The sequence below is a fragment of the Desulfocapsa sulfexigens DSM 10523 genome, from assembly GCF_000341395.1.
GTDB classification, from domain to species: domain Bacteria; phylum Desulfobacterota; class Desulfobulbia; order Desulfobulbales; family Desulfocapsaceae; genus Desulfocapsa; species Desulfocapsa sulfexigens.
The window spans coordinates 2,918,366-2,934,425 of the sequence record NC_020304.1; the positions used below are offsets into that span (position 1 = coordinate 2,918,366).

General features: G+C 44.3%; 18 protein-coding genes. 10 read left to right on the plus strand and 8 right to left on the minus strand.

What is annotated here, in order from left to right; all coding sequences use genetic code 11:
- The first annotated feature begins 70 nt into the window (after positions 1-70).
- The 3 genes from UWK_RS12985 (at position 71) to UWK_RS12995 (ending at position 1,656) form a co-directional block, all read left to right on the plus strand.
- On the plus strand, positions 71-625 hold the full coding sequence (locus UWK_RS12985) for an adenine nucleotide alpha hydrolase family protein (RefSeq protein WP_015404843.1): 555 nt from the start codon (positions 71-73) through the stop codon (positions 623-625).
- A gap of 30 nt (positions 626-655) precedes the next feature.
- Entirely contained in the window at positions 656-931 is a 276-nt protein-coding gene (locus tag UWK_RS12990) for a hypothetical protein (protein WP_015404844.1), read from the plus strand.
- A 338-nt stretch (positions 932-1,269) separates the two neighbouring features.
- Positions 1,270-1,656, plus strand: a complete 387-nt coding sequence (locus UWK_RS12995; protein ID WP_015404845.1) for a hypothetical protein — start codon at positions 1,270-1,272, stop codon at positions 1,654-1,656.
- Positions 1,657-1,678: 22 nt separating this feature from the next.
- Here UWK_RS12995 and UWK_RS13000 read toward each other — a convergent pair whose 3' ends face one another.
- Positions 1,679-1,945: a hypothetical protein gene (locus UWK_RS13000; RefSeq protein ID WP_015404846.1), complete on the minus strand. Its 267-nt coding sequence runs from the start codon at positions 1,943-1,945 to the stop codon at positions 1,679-1,681.
- Positions 1,946-2,034: 89 nt separating this feature from the next.
- Here UWK_RS13000 and UWK_RS13005 point away from each other — a divergent pair, with 89 nt between their 5' ends.
- Positions 2,035-2,844 carry a DUF3786 domain-containing protein gene (locus tag UWK_RS13005; protein WP_015404847.1) on the plus strand — a complete coding sequence of 270 codons (810 nt, stop codon included), beginning with the start codon at positions 2,035-2,037 and terminating at the stop codon, positions 2,842-2,844.
- Between the two features lie 3 nt (positions 2,845-2,847).
- Here UWK_RS13005 and UWK_RS13010 read toward each other — a convergent pair whose 3' ends face one another.
- From UWK_RS13010 to tsaD, 5 genes are all read right to left on the minus strand, one after another.
- Complete coding sequence (locus UWK_RS13010; RefSeq protein WP_015404848.1) at positions 2,848-4,011, minus strand: iron-containing alcohol dehydrogenase; 1,164 nt, start codon at positions 4,009-4,011, stop codon at positions 2,848-2,850.
- A gap of 63 nt (positions 4,012-4,074) precedes the next feature.
- On the minus strand, positions 4,075-4,962 hold the full coding sequence (gene rsmA / locus UWK_RS13015) for a 16S rRNA (adenine(1518)-N(6)/adenine(1519)-N(6))-dimethyltransferase RsmA (protein WP_015404849.1): 888 nt from the start codon (positions 4,960-4,962) through the stop codon (positions 4,075-4,077).
- Complete coding sequence (locus UWK_RS13020) at positions 4,946-5,497, minus strand: DUF2062 domain-containing protein (RefSeq protein WP_015404850.1); 552 nt, start codon at positions 5,495-5,497, stop codon at positions 4,946-4,948. The genes rsmA and UWK_RS13020 overlap by 17 nt, the downstream gene beginning before the upstream one ends.
- Positions 5,498-5,604: 107 nt before the next feature.
- Positions 5,605-6,111: a DUF2062 domain-containing protein gene (locus UWK_RS13025; protein WP_015404851.1), complete on the minus strand. Its 507-nt coding sequence runs from the start codon at positions 6,109-6,111 to the stop codon at positions 5,605-5,607.
- Positions 6,112-6,116: 5 nt separating this feature from the next.
- Positions 6,117-7,121: a tRNA (adenosine(37)-N6)-threonylcarbamoyltransferase complex transferase subunit TsaD gene (gene tsaD, locus UWK_RS13030; RefSeq protein ID WP_041916988.1), complete on the minus strand. Its 1,005-nt coding sequence runs from the start codon at positions 7,119-7,121 to the stop codon at positions 6,117-6,119.
- 184 nt (positions 7,122-7,305) lie between these two features.
- Here tsaD and moaA point away from each other — a divergent pair, with 184 nt between their 5' ends.
- A complete protein-coding gene (gene moaA, locus UWK_RS13035; RefSeq protein ID WP_015404853.1) occupies positions 7,306-8,337 on the plus strand; it encodes a GTP 3',8-cyclase MoaA in 1,032 nt (343 codons plus the stop codon).
- On the opposite strand, the gene pheA is transcribed toward moaA, so the two are convergent.
- Positions 8,320-9,408 (minus strand): prephenate dehydratase, encoded by a 1,089-nt coding sequence (gene pheA, locus UWK_RS13040; RefSeq protein ID WP_015404854.1) that lies wholly within the window; start codon positions 9,406-9,408, stop codon positions 8,320-8,322. The two genes, moaA and pheA, sit on opposite strands and share 18 nt — an antisense overlap.
- Positions 9,409-9,626: 218 nt before the next feature.
- Here pheA and UWK_RS13045 point away from each other — a divergent pair, with 218 nt between their 5' ends.
- The 3 genes from UWK_RS13045 to UWK_RS13055 all read left to right on the plus strand — a co-directional run bounded on the left by UWK_RS13045 (position 9,627) and on the right by UWK_RS13055 (position 12,153).
- Entirely contained in the window at positions 9,627-10,805 is a 1,179-nt protein-coding gene (locus tag UWK_RS13045; protein ID WP_015404855.1) for a homocysteine biosynthesis protein, read from the plus strand.
- Positions 10,806-10,846: 41 nt separating this feature from the next.
- Positions 10,847-11,608, plus strand: coding sequence for an ATP-dependent sacrificial sulfur transferase LarE (gene larE, locus UWK_RS13050; RefSeq protein ID WP_228130080.1), 762 nt, complete (start codon positions 10,847-10,849; stop codon positions 11,606-11,608).
- A gap of 242 nt (positions 11,609-11,850) precedes the next feature.
- Positions 11,851-12,153 (plus strand): HU family DNA-binding protein, encoded by a 303-nt coding sequence (locus UWK_RS13055; RefSeq protein WP_228130081.1) that lies wholly within the window; start codon positions 11,851-11,853, stop codon positions 12,151-12,153.
- 420 nt (positions 12,154-12,573) lie between these two features.
- On the opposite strand, the gene UWK_RS13060 is transcribed toward UWK_RS13055, so the two are convergent.
- Complete coding sequence (locus UWK_RS13060) at positions 12,574-13,212, minus strand: response regulator transcription factor (RefSeq protein WP_015404858.1); 639 nt, start codon at positions 13,210-13,212, stop codon at positions 12,574-12,576.
- 142 nt (positions 13,213-13,354) lie between these two features.
- On the opposite strand from UWK_RS13060, the gene uvrB reads away from it, so the two are divergent.
- Together uvrB and UWK_RS13070 are read left to right on the plus strand one after the other, a co-directional pair.
- A complete protein-coding gene (gene uvrB, locus UWK_RS13065; protein WP_015404859.1) occupies positions 13,355-15,376 on the plus strand; it encodes an excinuclease ABC subunit UvrB in 2,022 nt (673 codons plus the stop codon).
- Between the two features lie 188 nt (positions 15,377-15,564).
- On the plus strand, positions 15,565-16,044 hold the full coding sequence (locus tag UWK_RS13070) for a lysophospholipid acyltransferase family protein (protein WP_228130016.1): 480 nt from the start codon (positions 15,565-15,567) through the stop codon (positions 16,042-16,044).
- The last annotated feature ends 16 nt before the right edge of the window (positions 16,045-16,060 follow it).

The window sequence follows — 16,060 nt, forward strand, 5'->3', positions numbered from 1 at the left end:
CATGTGCAAGGTAACTGGCAGAAAGACGATAAGGAAATCTTCACTCACAATCATAAATAAGGAGAACATTATGGGATTCACTGACTGGTTTGGATTAGCTATAAAGAAAAATAAAGACGTTGACGTACAAAAGATCAAAAAACAGAGCGTGGATATGGGCGCTATGGCATCCGGCAGCCCATCTGTGGCAGCCGAGGCCCTGGGCAGAATGGTTGACCAGAACAACGCTCCGACAAAAGTTCTTATGGTGCAGGATGGGGAATATATGCAACAGGTAACAGACTATGCTCTCAAAATGGCACAACGTCTCGACTGTGAAATCATTGCGCTTGATGTCACAGACAAACCGTTGCAGTTCTCAGGTGAACGAAAAGCAAGGGAAAGTGAACGATTTATTGAGATGGCGGCCAAAAATGCAGAACAGTTCATCAACCAGGCTACTGCTCAGGGGATTAAAGTTGCTCATATCATGGATATCGCCGCGCCCGAAGAAGTGGTTGCCAGAGTAAGTGCTGCCGATGCAGGAATTCGCTATGTTCTGAGTAAACCTGAAGGGGAAAATGCTACTGCTGACCAGCAGCGCCCCCATGTACCAGTTTTTGATCTTCACTGTTCACGTTTATAATTTTTGGTCAATAATAAGAGGAGTAATATTATGGAACCCCTAACACTTTTTGCCGCAACCGTTGGACTTATTGGAAGTATCCACCTTGTATCCACCACCTTTGAACGCTTTGGCAAAGGACGATATGACAAGGGGAATCAGCAGGGCAAAAGAAATGACTGGTACTGTTTTTTTCAGCCATCTGATCTTCTGGGTGAAGACTGGAACAAAACTGAAAATAGAAATGATCGGCCAAGCCTTGGTAACTCTGAACGTCTTGATCAGGCACGTAGGCAACAGGCAAACCGCCCACGCATGCAGGTCTGAAATTCAAATAGAATATTTTTCCCTTACTTAATTACTTCCTGGGTAATTTGTGGGGAGCGAAAGAGAGCTGTCACCGTACTGGTGGCAGCTCTCTTTCGTTTTCAGCTACCATCGACGTCCTTTTCCGTGCATTATCCTTTAGAAACAGGTAACCTGCAGAAATGTTGAATATGGTTGTGTAGGGGGATATGCCTGCTTGCTATTTCTTTGTGACTCTCTAATCTGACTAAATCTTGTTAAATAGTCATTGTTTTGCATTTTGTTTTTAAAACGCTAAAATAGACATGGGAGTTATCTTGAACAAGAAGGGGTGAATTCTTGAAACAGGAGTAAACACAATGAAAGGTGAAAAGAATTCCCGACTGGGGTGTGCGGTTGCGGTTGTAATAGTCTTATTGATCGCCATTGCAACTTCTCTGTATTTCCAAAATGAAAAACAGCAGTCTTTAGTGACAAATGATGGCATTTCATGGATTGATGCAGTTGAAGAGTGCAAAAGAAAATACGAGGCGCATCTTCCTTCTGGACAAATCAAGGCACCAAACTGTCGGAAACGAACTGAAGATAATGAGTATTTTTATTTTTCCTGGAGTAAACCACTTGCGATCCTTGTAAAAAGATCCGACGGCAAAATCACCAAGATTGCGGGGAAATGTCAAGTCTCAAAGGAAAGCGGTGAGATTGTATCGATGACTTTAGGGAAAACCGTATTAGTGAATAAGTAAGAAAATAAAAATTAAAAAGCATCTATTCTTTTTTTTTCAGTCGTTGCTGAGCCTGTTCCAGAATTTCTGCAAGACTCAGAATCTTTGGTTTTGGAGGCTCAAAGATTTTCTCCTGTTCTGTGGCTGAGTAATTTTCACTGATAAATTCCTGGATTGGAAAATGCTCAAACCAACAGTCAAGGACCTTGCTGCAGGGAATACCTTTGTTAGCTGTTCTACAATATTCGAAAGTAAGAAAGTGGCCAAGCATCTTGCAATAACCTTCCCTGGTATCATGTTCATTTTTCATTACTATGCTCCCGCTTTTTTATGATGTGTGAATATGTAAATATACCACTGCAATCTTTTTCTGGCGAGAATTGAAAAGCTTTTATGCAAATGAAAAGAAAATCAGCCCTAACTCCTTTGGAAATATATAAACTCCTTGATCAGAGCAACTGTAAACGTTGCATGCTGCCAAGTTGTCTTGCATTTGCAGCAGCTGTTATTGGTGGTCAGAAAAAGCTTGAGGATTGTCCCTCTCTTTCCGAGGAAAGTAAACAGTTATTATCTGTGAATCTTGTACAGCGTAGAACGTCGGACGATATTCGTGCCGAATTTATGGAAAAACTGAAGGAACAAGTTGGAAACCTGGAGTTTTCATCGGTGGCAGAGCGTGTTGGAGGAGAGTGCGGGAAGCAGTGTGATATCCTCAGTATACGATCGCTCGGCAAAGAATTTTATGTTGATCATTGTGGTGTGGTGCGCTCCGAATGTCATATCATTCCCTGGGTTGAAGCACCTCTGCTTTCCTATATTTGCAATCCTGATCATCAGCAGATTACTGGAAACTGGATCTCTTTTCGGGAAATCAAAGGCGGAATCGAATGGCGGGGTCTTTTCCGAAGTCGTTGTGAAACTCCGCTTAGAATTCTTGCGGACAAGTATCCCGAACTTCTTGCAGACATTGTTGAACTTTTCCTGGGAAAAGAGGTTGAGGGGTTTGAGGCAGATATTGCACTTGTCCTGCATCCGTTCCCCCACGTTCCCATCCTTATCTGCTATCAGGCCTCGGATGGAGATATAGAGTCAGAACTGAATATATTCTTTGATGAATGCTGTGGGGTGAACCTGCACGTAAAGTCAATTTATACTCTCTGTGCAGGGCTGGTCAAAATGTTTGAGCAGATAGCCAGGAATCACTATTGATTCCTACAGACAATTGTTGAGCACTGCTTCAATTTTTTCACTATCGTAATCTTGCATCCGCCATACTTTGGCGAGGGTGAGTGCGTTCTCTGCAATTTTGGGAATATCTTCCTTCGGGATATTGAGCGCGCTGATAGTAGTTGGCGAACTGATCGCTTTGAACCATGACTCCAGGGCGTTGATTCCTTCTTCTGCTTTTTCTGAACTACTCCCCTTGCGAATGTCAAAGACCCGATCTGCAAATTGGGAAAAACGCTGGGGTTTTGTGGCAGCGTGGTAACGCATCCATCCCGGAATAATGGCAGAAAGGCCTGCACCGTGAGGAACATTGTAAAAGGCTGAGAGGGAATGTTCTATCATATGCATGGGAAAACCGACCTTTCCAAGTCCTGCCCCTGTCAATCCATTCAGTGCAAGTGTTGCGGTCCACATAAGGTCTGCCCGTGCTTGATAGTCATTGGGGGTATTCAGAACTCTGTTGCAGCTTTCCATGGCATTGATTACCAGGCCTTCCATCAGTCTATCCTGAACAGGAGTATAGGGGTCTTCCTTCGTGAAATAGAATTCAAGCACGTGGGCCACAGCATCAACAGCACCATAGGCTGTGTAATCGGCAGGGACGGAACAGGTAACAGCAGGATCGAGGATGGATGTTTTTGGAAATAACAGTTTATTGGCAAAACCAAATTTCTGTGATGTCGTCTCGTTGGTTATAACCATTCCTGAATTCATTTCAGAACCGGAGGCCGCAAGGGTGAGCACGGTGGTGAGGGGAAGGGTTGACTTAATACTTTTTTTCCCAGTGAAAAATTTCCATACGTCGTGTTGAACTGTGGCTCCTGCACAGATTGCCTTAGCTTCATCTATAACTGATCCTCCGCCAACTGCACAAATCACATCACATTTGTTATCTTTTGCAAGCTGTATACCCACCTGCACATGCGAAAGAAGCGGGTTGGACTGCACACCGCCGTGCTCTGTGATTGTCGCTCCTGCAGCGCCGAGTGATTGAGTAACCTCTTTATAAAGGCCGTTTTTCTTTATGGATCCGGATCCATAAACCAGAAGAACATTTTTTCCAAAAAGAAGCGTTTCCTCTCCAATTGAAGACACAGTATTTTTACCGAACAGGATCTTGGTTGGGTTGTGAAAGACAAAATTTTGCATGGAATATACCTGGCTGAGAGTAGGGATTGAATGTGTGGTTTCAGGTTGTTTTTGAGGGGTATGTCAGGCAGTAATGGTTTGCGTGAATGTTTGGGTTAAATCAATAAAGGCATCAAGGTCAAGTGTCTCTGCCCGTGTTCCAGGTGAAAGTCCAGATTTCTTGATACAGTCTCTGGTGAGCTCTTTCTCTTTCTTTTTATCACCGTTTGCAATTTCCTTGAAAAAACCACCACCAGTGAGAGTGTTGAGCAGAGTTTTTCTCCTCTGGCTGAAGGCTGCACGGACAATCTTTTGAAAAAGAAGTCTGTCATAGATTCTGCTGCCGATGGCCTCTGTGGCGGAAAAATCAATAAAAACTACTATGGAGTCAATCTTGGGTCGGGGGTGAAACTCGGCAGGTTTCAAGGTTAGTAGTGATTTTACCGTGGCGCAGCTTTTTAGTAACACCGTGGGGATACCATATTGTTTCGTTCCAGGTTCGGCAGTGAGACGGTCTGCCACCTCTTTTTGGAGCATTATGGTGGCCCAGTCCATTTTTTCCTGATTCGCTATAAGCGTAAATAAAAAAGGATTTGAAATGGAGTAGGGGAGGTTGGCCATAATTTTCAGGGGGCCTTTGCTGAGTTTGTAGAGTTCCTCAAAATCAGCCTTGAGGATATCCTGATGGATCAAGGTGACATTGGCGGGAAGATCTTCCTTTTCCTGATGAAATCGAACAATACCACTATCCACTTCCAGGCCGATTACCTGCGAGGCACGGTTAGCAATAGGCTGGGTGAGTGCGCCAAGGCCAACTCCCACCTCAATTATAATGTCACTCTCGGTGATTGGACCACAGCGGGCAACGGCTTCAGCGGTAGCCCTGTTGACAAGAAAATTTTGCCCAAGTTGTTTTTTTGGGGCAAGATTTTCTTCTCTGAGTGATTTTCTGGTTTCACCGTATCGGGTCATGAATTTCCTTTTTCTGTTTAATCGTTTTCTTTTTGGCCCGGAGGATATGTCTCTCTCTGCGTTTTTCTCTGATTTTGAGAAAGAGGCGCAGGGTGAAAAAATACCAGAAAACCGCAGTTGGAAGAGCTAAGATCATTCCGCCACTCAACATGACAATGATAATTTCAGTCCCCTGATTGGCAAGCATGGTAACGGATTGTTTGAAACCGTGCTCTGAAATAATAACGTTGAGAATAGTATGAATTGTTTCCCAGTTGACTTTATAGGGTGTAATAAAGTTTCCAATAACCATGCTCAGGTAATATATCGGAATGTAGGTGAAGGGGTTGCTGATTACAAGACTGGAAAAAAGACCAGCCATGGTTGAGGTTCTAGTCATCACACAGACTGCTATGATTCCAATGGTGTGGAACGGCATCACCGGCATTGTCCCGATTAACGCACCAATGCAGGCTCCCCAGGCGATATCCTTCGGGGCACCCTTGATCCTCACAAATTTGAGGTAATAAAATTTTTTCAGCCGCGTAAAGTTCATATTATATATTAGCAGAATTTGTCTGGCAATCTAACCACCTGATCAAGAAAAATACAATATAAGTTGAATTTGAAAGCTGAAAATACTTTCAGGCTTGTTGTGTGCCCTTACCTGTAGTTGAGAATATGTTTTTTACGTTTCTTTTCGCGGATTTTCAGAAAGAGCTGTAATGACATATAATAACCGACAACTGTGAACGGCAGAGCCAAAATCGACCCGCCGACAAGTAAAACAATAACTGCTTCATATCCGAGTCCGGCAAGGGCATGCAGAGATTCCATAATCCCGGGTTTAGCAACTATAATGTCCAGCACAGCTTTCATCCGTTCCCAGGAAAATTCATAGGGGGTTGCTGCATTGCCGATTACTATTGAAAAGTAATACTGGGGGATATAGGTGAGTGGGTTACAGACAATCACGGAGGCTAGTATAGCAGCAATTGGTGAGGTTCTGGTGAGAAAGGTGACCAGCAGGTTAAGGACAGTATGAAAGGGAATTATGGGTGTTATTCCAAGAAATGTACCAACGGCTGTTCCTCTGGCAAGGTATTTGGGATCACCTTGAAGGCGGGTGAATTTCAGGTAATAGTAGCGGAATGTGCGTTTGGGGTTCATGGAGTTTATGCCAGTAAGGAACGGCAGTAAACGTCACTGTCATACGAAAAATGAGAATTCTGGCGATGCTGGTGAACGCCTGCGATTGCGATCATGGCGCCATTGTCGGTGCAGTAGGCTGGACGAGGTACATAGAGCCTGTTTCCTTCGTCCTGGCAGCGCTTTTCCATGTGTCGTCGAAGTCGTGGGTTAGAGGAAACCCCGCCACCCAGAACCACCGTATGGATATTCTGCTGAGTGGCGGCAAGCATGGTCTTTTCCACAAGAATGTCAACTACCGCTTCCTGGAAGGAGGCGCAGATATCTGCAATCTGCAGAGGGTTTTTCTTTTGACCTTCGTTGTTGCAGTGGTTTAATACTGCCGTTTTCAGTCCCGAAAAACTAAAATCCAGAGAGTCTTTTTCAAGCCATGAGCGTGGGAATTTTATGGCATCTGGCGTTCCGGATTGGGCTTCCCTTGATATGATTGGTCCACCGGGGTACGGGAAACCAAGGAGTTTAGCGACCTTGTCAAAGGCCTCCCCTGCTGCATCATCACGGGTTCTACCAAGAAGGGTGAAGCTCGTATAACTGTCTGCCCGGTAAATAGAGCTTGTTCCTCCGGAAACAATAAGCGCGATAAAGGGGAATTCCGGCTTATCTTCTTCAAGAAAAACAGACAGAATGTGGCCAGCCATATGATCCACACCGACACAGGGGATTTTGCTCACGTAGGAGAGTGCCTTGGCATAGGAAAAACCGACAAGTAAAGACCCTATCAGCCCTGGCCCCTGGGTTACTGCGAGAAGATCAATATCCTTCAGGTTGACTTCTGCTCGCGCCAGGGCTTCATTGACAACGGGAACAATGGATTCAAGGTGATTTCGTGATGCGAGTTCCGGTACGACTCCACCAAAACGAGTATGGATACTGTCCTGGCTGGTGAGAACGGAGGAGAGTAGTCTGCAATCATCCTGTAGCACTGCAGCGGCGGTATCATCACAGGAGCTTTCAATTCCTAGTGTCAGCATTTTTATTGCCTGTTTTTTTACAGTCGCCATTGGCAGCAGAATAAATAACTACTGGCAGAAAAGGCGCAATCGGGGTAAGAGGAGGCCAATATATTAGTCCTTACCATCAAAGTCAATGGTGTGTAGGATATAGAAGTCCGTATATAAATATTATCTGCAATTATTCTTTCTCAAATGTAAGTATATGAGTACATCTGACCAGAACATACATTCCAGTAATGAGCTAGTTGATATGTTTTCACGAACTATCTCCTATCTTCGCCTCTCTCTGACAGATCGCTGTAATCTCCGCTGTGTCTACTGTATGCCTGTCGACAATGATAAGGGGCTCGAAGTGCTGCAGCATGAAGATTTGCTGAGCTATGAAGAGCTTCTGCGTATAGTCAAGTTGGTGGTGGGTATGGGGATGAATAAAATTCGTCTCACAGGCGGAGAGCCATTGGTGCGGCGTGGAGTTATGAATTTTATTGAGAGCTTGTCGCAAATTAATGGACTTGATGAGATTCGCCTGACCACCAATGGTGTTCTGTTGCATGAAAAAGCAGAGGGATTGTATCGTGCAGGTATTCGTAAACTGAATATTTCACTGGACAGTATGCGCCCCGAGCGTTTCATGAAAATAACGGGAGTTGATCTTTTTCACAGAGTCTGGCAGGGAATCGAAACTGCAGAGCGTCTTGGTTTTGACGTCAAACTCAATGTGGTTGCAATGAAAGGGGTAAATGATGACGAGTTTGTTGATTTTGCCAGACTTGCAGTGGAAAAACCGTATCAGGTCCGCTTTATCGAGTTTATGCCGGTGGGCGACAGATCCACCTGGAATGAAGCCTCCTATATTTCTTCAACTGAACTCAAGAAACGTATCGGAGATATTGGAGTCCTTGAGCCGCTGCCAGGATCCAAGATGGATGGTCCTGCCAGAGTTTATTCACTCACAAGCGTTGACGGCTTACAGGGGAGAGTTGGTTTTATCAGCCCGATAAGCCACCATTTCTGTGACACCTGCAATCGCCTGCGCCTCACTTCAGCCGGGAGGTTGAGAGCTTGTCTTCTGAATGATAAGGAGGCAGATCTTAAGAGTCTGCTCAGGAAAGGAGCCACGGATGACGAGATTAAAGGGCTTATCAGGCAGACTATCCTTGATAAGCCCAAGGGGCATACTCTGGCTGAAGATCAGGCCAGATGCAGTGGCCAGATGTCACGCATCGGAGGATGATTCGTCCGCCTGCGGATAGGAACCAAGCCATTCATAATATGAGCAGAGTGAGTTAAGGGTTTTGCAGCAATCCTTGATATGTTCATCTTCAATATGACCCATCAGGTCAAGGAAGAAGAGGTATTTCCACTGTTTTCCCTTGATTGGTCTGGATTCAATCTTTGCCAGGTTGATACCAGCGCGGGCAATAACACTTAAAATCTCGTTTAAGGCACCCGGACGCTCCATAATTCCCAGGAGCAGGGATGTTCTGTCAGCACCGCTTGGTGATGGAGACTCTTTTCCAATAACCAGAAAGCGTGTTGTGTTACCCCGGTAGTCTTCAATCCCTCTTACCACCACCTGCAGGTCGTAGGTCTTGATAGCGAGAGAAGAGGCTATTGCCCCGATATTAGGATTGTTTGCTGCCATCTGAGCTGCCGCACCGGTCGAAAAAACAGGAAGGGTGGGGCAGGACGGTAGGTGTTTACGCAGCCATTCCCGACATTGGGCAAGTGGCTGGGTATGGGATGCCACTGTCTGGATATCGCTGATATCTCCAGATTTGCAGACAAGATTGTGGGTTATTTCCATCCGCACTTCACCACAAATTTTGGTTCTGTATTGCATAAAGGAATCAAGCGTTGAAAAAACGGCACCCTCGATGGAGTTTTCAACGGGAACGATTCCGTACTGAGTTCGACCTTTTTCCACCTCCGAAAAAACATCAGCGATGGATTCCATTGGGCTGTATGTGGCTGATTGGCCAAAGTATTTCACCCCAGCCAGATGGGTGAAGGTTGCCTCGGGGCCAAGATATGCTACTGCAATCTTCTGCTGGGAAAGTCTGCATGTGGTGATGATTTCATGGAAGATTGAGTGAAGCGAATTGTCTGGAAATACTCCATCATTAAGCTTTGTCAGGCGTTCATAAATCTGCCTCTCGCGCAGAGGGTCCCATTTGGCACGCTTACTTTCATCTTTTAGCTGGCCAATGGACTTGGCAAGGGAAAGACGTTCTTTGAGGAGCTCAAGAATAGTATTGTCAATCTTGTCTATTCCATCGCGAACCGGTGTGAGATCTTTTGCCATTTTGCTTCCTTTCTCAGAAATAGTATTGTTTAAATCTAGAGTGATTTATGAAGAACAACGGCGGAATGTAGGTCAAAGAAAAAAGTATGTCAAGTTGTAAAAAATGACTGGAATAAGCGGTTCTCCCGAGATATAGTCATTTTTCGTGCAAATTTATGCGTTTCCTGACATATGCATTTAACAGTGTTAAATTGTTTTATAAAAAGAGAAATCCAGTCATGAGTGAAAAACCAGTACAAAAGACATACGAAGAAATTAATGCCAGAATCAAAGCGGGTGAGGCTGTAATTGTAACTGCTGAAGAGATGGTCGGTATTGTTAAGGCTAAGGGCGCTGAAGGTGCTGCCAGGGAGGTTGACGTCGTTACCACCGGAACCTTCTCTCCCATGTGTTCATCTGGGGCATTCTTAAACTTTGGTCAGATGACTCCCACCATCAAAGCATCCAGAGTCTGGATTAACAAGGTTTCTGCTTATGCAGGACTAGCAGCAGTAGATTGTTATATCGGTGCAACAGAACCCGTCGAGGACGATCCTTTAAATAAATTGTATCCAGGAGAATTTCGATATGGCGGTGGCCATGTCATAGAGGATCTTCTTGCCGGAAAGAAGGTGTTTCTTGAGGCAAAAGCCTATGGAACTGATTGTTATCTGGCAAGGAAAATGAAAAAAGAGCTTACTCTTGCTGAGCTTCCCTATGCCATGCTCTGTAATCCAAGAAACGGGTACCAGAATTATAACTGTGCTGTGAACCTTTCCGATAAAGCGGTCCATACCTATATGGGAACCCTGAAACCCCATTGCAGAAATGCTAATTATTGTAGTGCCGGTGAGTTGAGTCCTTTGTTTAATGATCCGCATTACAAGACCATTGGAATCGGAACCAGAATTTTTCTTGGTGGCGGTATCGGCTATGTGACCTCACACGGAACTCAACATAATCCAAATGCTCCAAGGCATAAAAATGGTACCCCTGTTCGCCCTGCTGGCACAATCATGGTGCAGGGAGATATGAAACAAATGTCGTCACGTTTTATTCGTGGAATTTCAATTCTCGGATACGGAAACACCATGGCCGTGGGCCTGGGAATACCAATTCCAATTTTGAATGCTGAAATGGCTGCCTATACAGGGGTGTCGGATGATGAACTGTTTACTCAGGTTATAGATTACGGATATGATTATTCAAATGGTATAAACAGAACCTATGGTGAAGTGAGCTATGGCCAACTGAAAACTGGAACCATAGAGGTGAATGGGAAAAGCGTTCCAACGGCTCCATTATCAAGCCTGCCTATGGCTAGAGAAATTGCTGAAACCCTTAAGTCCTGGATGATGGATGGTAAGTTTTTTCTCAACAAACCGGCAGAACTTCTACCCGATGCCGACAACTCGTAAGAGGAACCTTTCTGAACAGTCAGGAAAAATACAGCGCTCTTATTAATAGCCTTAATGGGTATGGAGACGTTGCCGTCGCCTTTTCAGGCGGTGTTGATTCCACCCTGCTCCTCTATGCTGCCCTGGAGGCATTGGGAAGGGAACATGTCGTTGTGGTACATGGAGTATCCGAACTTATCAGTGAAAGGGAAAAAGGGAGTGCGAATACTATTCTGGATGAATTGCAAATCGATCTGGAAAGGAGAGTCGAGGTAGCGCTTCATCCTCTGATCTGGCCTGAATTTGTTGCCAATACCCAGGATCGCTGCTATTTTTGCAAAAAAAGAATGTATCAGAGTTTTCTGCGTAGCCTTGAAAAACTTGAAATTCAGGTTCTGCTTGACGGGAGTAATGTTGATGACCTGAAGAGCAGCAGACCGGGATTTCGCGCCATTCATGAACTTGGTATACGGACCCCCTTACTTGATTCAGGTTTAAATAAGGATGATATTCGTACCCTGGCCTCCGAGTTTCACTTGAGTAATTGCAGTAAACCATCTAATTCATGCCTGGCTACTCGATTACCTGCTGGGGTGCAAATAACACAAGAGTACCTGAACGCTGTTGAAAAGTATGAAGACTTTCTTTTGAGTCGTGATTTTACGGGCTGCAGGGCAAGGCCCGAGGGCAGGGATATGGTACTTGAGCTTTCGGGGATAGATGGGAACCGATTGCTTACATCGTCCATGCGCATTGAAATTATACATTTCTTTCAATCAGAGGGATTTTCAAGGGTTCTTATTGACTTGATCCCCCGCCGTTAAAAGTTGTAGCTGGCATTGAAATATTTTCCTACGGGGAAGTTTATACCTTGCTAATGAATGGAGCTTCAGTTAGGGTGTAAGTTGTTTTTTTGTGTGTAATAGTTTGATTATAAAGGGTTGTAGAGATATCACTTATGTCTGAAAAAAGATGTTTTGTTCTTTTTTCTTTTGACAATCCATCATGCTTTTATTAAAGCAATACAGAAGAGATAAGGGGAGCAGCACAGTCTGTATCCTGTTTAATTAGAAACGTAGTTTTCCGGGAGGGATCCATGAATAAGAAGGAATTAGTAGAGAATATTGCAAGTGCAGCAGATATTTCAAAAGCTGCAGCTGAAAAAGCACTGAACAGTACTCTCGCAGCCATCGCTGAAACCTTGAAAAATGGCGATAAGGTGACTTTAGTTGGTTTTGGTACTTTTTCTGTATCCAAGCGTGAAGCCCGTAAGGGAAGAAATCCTCAGACCGGAAAAACCATTAATATCCCAGCTAAAAATGTCGCCAAGTTCAAAGCTGGTTCCAAACTTTCCGAGGCTATTAACTAGACTTCCAGAAGTTTGCTGTATGTATGCTTGTTAGTAAACGGGCAGATGAGTTTTCTGAAATCCTGTTTTTCCTTTTTCCTGGAAGAGCAGGATTTTGTCGTTTCAGGACAGGGACATTCTGGCTTATTCTCTCTATTACAGCAGTGATTTCTTAATCCATCTTTTGATGATCGAGAAAAAATACTGAGTTGTACAAATCCGCTAAAAAAGAAATTTCTGTAAGATCCCTGTTCTTAATCTTGATTATGGGCTTTAGCTATATTTCCAATCGTGTATCATTTGACACATTAATATTTAGTATCTGCTTTTCACGAAGGAGTGTCGACGGTTCATTACTGCTGATAACAGGTGTCAGCAAACATCGAGTGAGAATGAAAGGGTACAGGTGCTTCAGGATGTAATAAGATGGTGCCTGCTGGTCTAGTGAGGAAAATAATCCTGTAGCAGGAGAAGGAGTTCATTGGATCGACTACAGTTCAGTTTGTGCATAATATTTGTCCGGTGAACGCGAACGGTTTTCGGACTGATGAATAGTATTTCTCCTATTTCATCGGGAGTCATTCCCTGAGAAAAAAGGTTTGCAATTTCATGTTCTCGTGGAGAGAGAACGGAAAGAACTCCGTGCTCGCATTCACCCTTTAAGAGTTGCTCACGTATGTTGTCAGGAAATGAACTGCTTAGGGAGATTTCCCCCTGCATAACCTCCCGAATTGCAGTGAGAAGGTCTCTGATTTCATCACTTTTTAACACATATCCCTTTGCACCGGCTTTGCATGCACGAAAAATATTATCGTGGTTCTGGTGCATGGTGTAAATGATGATGATCGTCTTTTCAGAAAGGGCTTTGACGTATGGGATGAGATCAATGCCACTGATTCCGGCCATGGTTATATCAAGAATTGCAACATCTGGCTGTGTTTCCTTTACCAGAGGTAACGCGGAAGTTGCTGAGTCCGATTCTCCCAGCACAATCATATCGGGTTGCTTCTTGACAACAGACCTCACTCCATGACGGATAACAGGATGGTCATCAATTATAACAACAGTAATCTTTTTCACTGCGCTTGTTGCTCCAATAAAAAATTTCCAGGAAATAGCATGTACCTATGCGATGAGGATAACAAAAGGATCAGTTGAAAGTCAAAGATTTTATCGTTCTCTTTATTTGCCAGACATCATTAAATAGTGTATGTGAAAATACATGGATACCCCCTTTATACTGAAAGCACCTTTTGAACCATCTGGTGATCAACCTGAAGCTATTGCCACCATAGTCCGCGGGATAGAGTCCGGAGCAAAAAGTCAGGTTCTTCTGGGTGTTACCGGATCCGGGAAAACCTTTACCATGGCTTCCGTCATTGAAAGGGTACAGCGGCCGACACTTATTATTGCCCCCAACAAAACGCTTGCCGCCCAGCTTTTTTCTGAGTTTAAAGAACTGTTTCCCGGCAATGCCGTTGAGTATTTCGTTTCCTATTATGATTATTATCAGCCGGAGGCGTATATTCCATCCTCCGATACCTATATTGAAAAAGATTCTTCCATTAATGACGCAATTGACAAGATGCGCCATTCCGCAACCCGTTCTCTGCTGACACGCAGAGATGTCATTATTGTCGCTTCTGTATCCTGTATCTATGGCCTTGGGTCACCCGATGAATATAAAAACATGCACCTCTTTCTCCGTGTTGACGAAGATTTTGCGCCAGAACAGATACAACGCCGTCTCGTCTTTATGCTGTATGAGCGAAATGATGTTTCTTTTCATCGTGGTACATTCAGGGTACGTGGTGATGTGATTGATATTTTTCCAGTTCATGAGGAGGATCGGGCACTCCGACTGGAATTCTTCGGAGATACCATTGAATCGATATCAATTATAGACCCCTTGCGAGGAGCTGTGCTTGAACGTTTACCGGAATATACTGTTTTCCCCGGCAGCCATTTTGTTACTTCCAAGGATAGACTGCAGGTGGCGGTGGAAACAATTAAGACAGAGCTTAAAGGTCGTCTTGAATATTTTCACAAGGAAAACAGACTGATTGAGTTGCAGCGTCTTGAGCAGAAGACTATGTTTGATCTGGAGATGATACAGGAGCTTGGATATTGCAACGGTATTGAAAATTATTCGAGGCATCTCACCGGCAAGGAGCCGGGAATTGCCCCTCCCAATCTTCTCGATTATTTTGAGGAGGATTATCTTCTGATAATTGATGAGTCTCATATAGGTGTACCTCAGCTAAACGGTATGTACAATGGAGACAGATCCCGGAAAAAGACGCTTGTCCACTACGGTTTCCGTCTCCCTTCAGCACTTGATAACCGTCCCCTGCGCTTCGAGGAATTCCAGGCACGAATTAATCAGATAGTCTATGTTTCAGCAACTCCTGGTGCTTTTGAGATTGAAGAGGCCGAGGGGCGACTTGTTGATCAAATTATTCGTCCGACGGGACTTCTTGACCCGCGAATTGAAGTTCGGCCTGCTTCCAGTCAGGTTGATGATCTTCTGGAGGAAATAAGGTTGCGTACGGAACGTGATGAAGCCGTATTGGTCACCACCCTGACCAAGCGAATGGCAGAAGATCTTACCGATTATTATGAAAAACTAGGGATTCAGGTCCGCTATCTTCATTCTGATATCAAGACATTGGAACGTATCGAATTAATTAGAGATCTTCGTAATGGTGAGTATAATGTGCTGGTGGGGATTAATCTTTTACGGGAAGGGCTCGATATTCCGGAAGTTTCTCTTGTGGCAATACTGGATGCTGACAAGGAGGGTTTTTTACGTTCAGACCGCTCTCTTATTCAGACCTGCGGGCGGGCCGCACGAAACGTCAATGGATTGGTTATTCTTTATGGTGACACAGTTACCGGTTCCATGCAAAGAACCATTGAGGAAACGGAGCGAAGAAGAAAAATTCAGTCTGCGTATAACCTGGAACATGGTATTGTACCTCAGACCATAAAATCCAAGGTAAAAGATACCATCCAGAAACATCTTCAGGCCAGTGGCTACAAGGCAGCAGATGATCATGGCTCCGGTTTGTTGACTGCTGCAGAGGATCTTCCCGTATATTACAGCATTAAAGAGTTGGAAAAAGAGATAAAAAAACTAGAAAAAGAGATGCAGAGTGCTGCAAAAGAACTTGCTTTTGAAGAAGCCGCAGCGATTCGTGACAGAATCAAGGCGCTTCGTAAACTGGAGATAGAAATAGGATGAAGGATGGGGCATTGTACCAGCTATCTCTTCGTGTACTTCCTTTTGTCTTTGTGTGGTTGACACGCATCTGGTTTTCAACGTGTCGGATAACAACCCATGGTCAACACTACCGGGATCAAATTGATGCCAGTGGGAAGCCTGCTATAGCAAGTTTCTGGCACTATACTATTTTATTTATATTTTATTATATGCGTAAAGATTCTGGTGTGGCCATGGTCAGTGCAAGCAAGGATGGCGAGTATATCAGCAGAGTGGCAAATAAACTGGGGTATTCAACTGTTCGTGGTTCACGTAAAAAGGGTGGATTACAGGCCATTAAAAGTCTGGTGAGACATATGCGTGCAGGGCAAAATGCTGCAATTGTCGCTGATGGCTCACAGGGGCCTGCCCGTGTGGTTCAGGCAGGCTGTATAGTTCTTGCGTCACGTGCCGGGGTGCCTGTCCTCCCCATGCTCTGGTCATGTAATCGATACAAGCGATTTGGGTCCTGGGATGGTACGGTTTTGCCCTTACCTTTTTCAAAAATAGATTTCTTTTACGGTGAACCCCTTTATGTCGCTCCTAAAATCAAATCTGAAGATGTTGAGGACTACAGGTTGATTTTGGAAAATCGCCTCAGTGATCTGTATGATGAGGCCTGGGCTTTACATGGTAAAAAAGAACATTAATCAGCTTACTATAGAG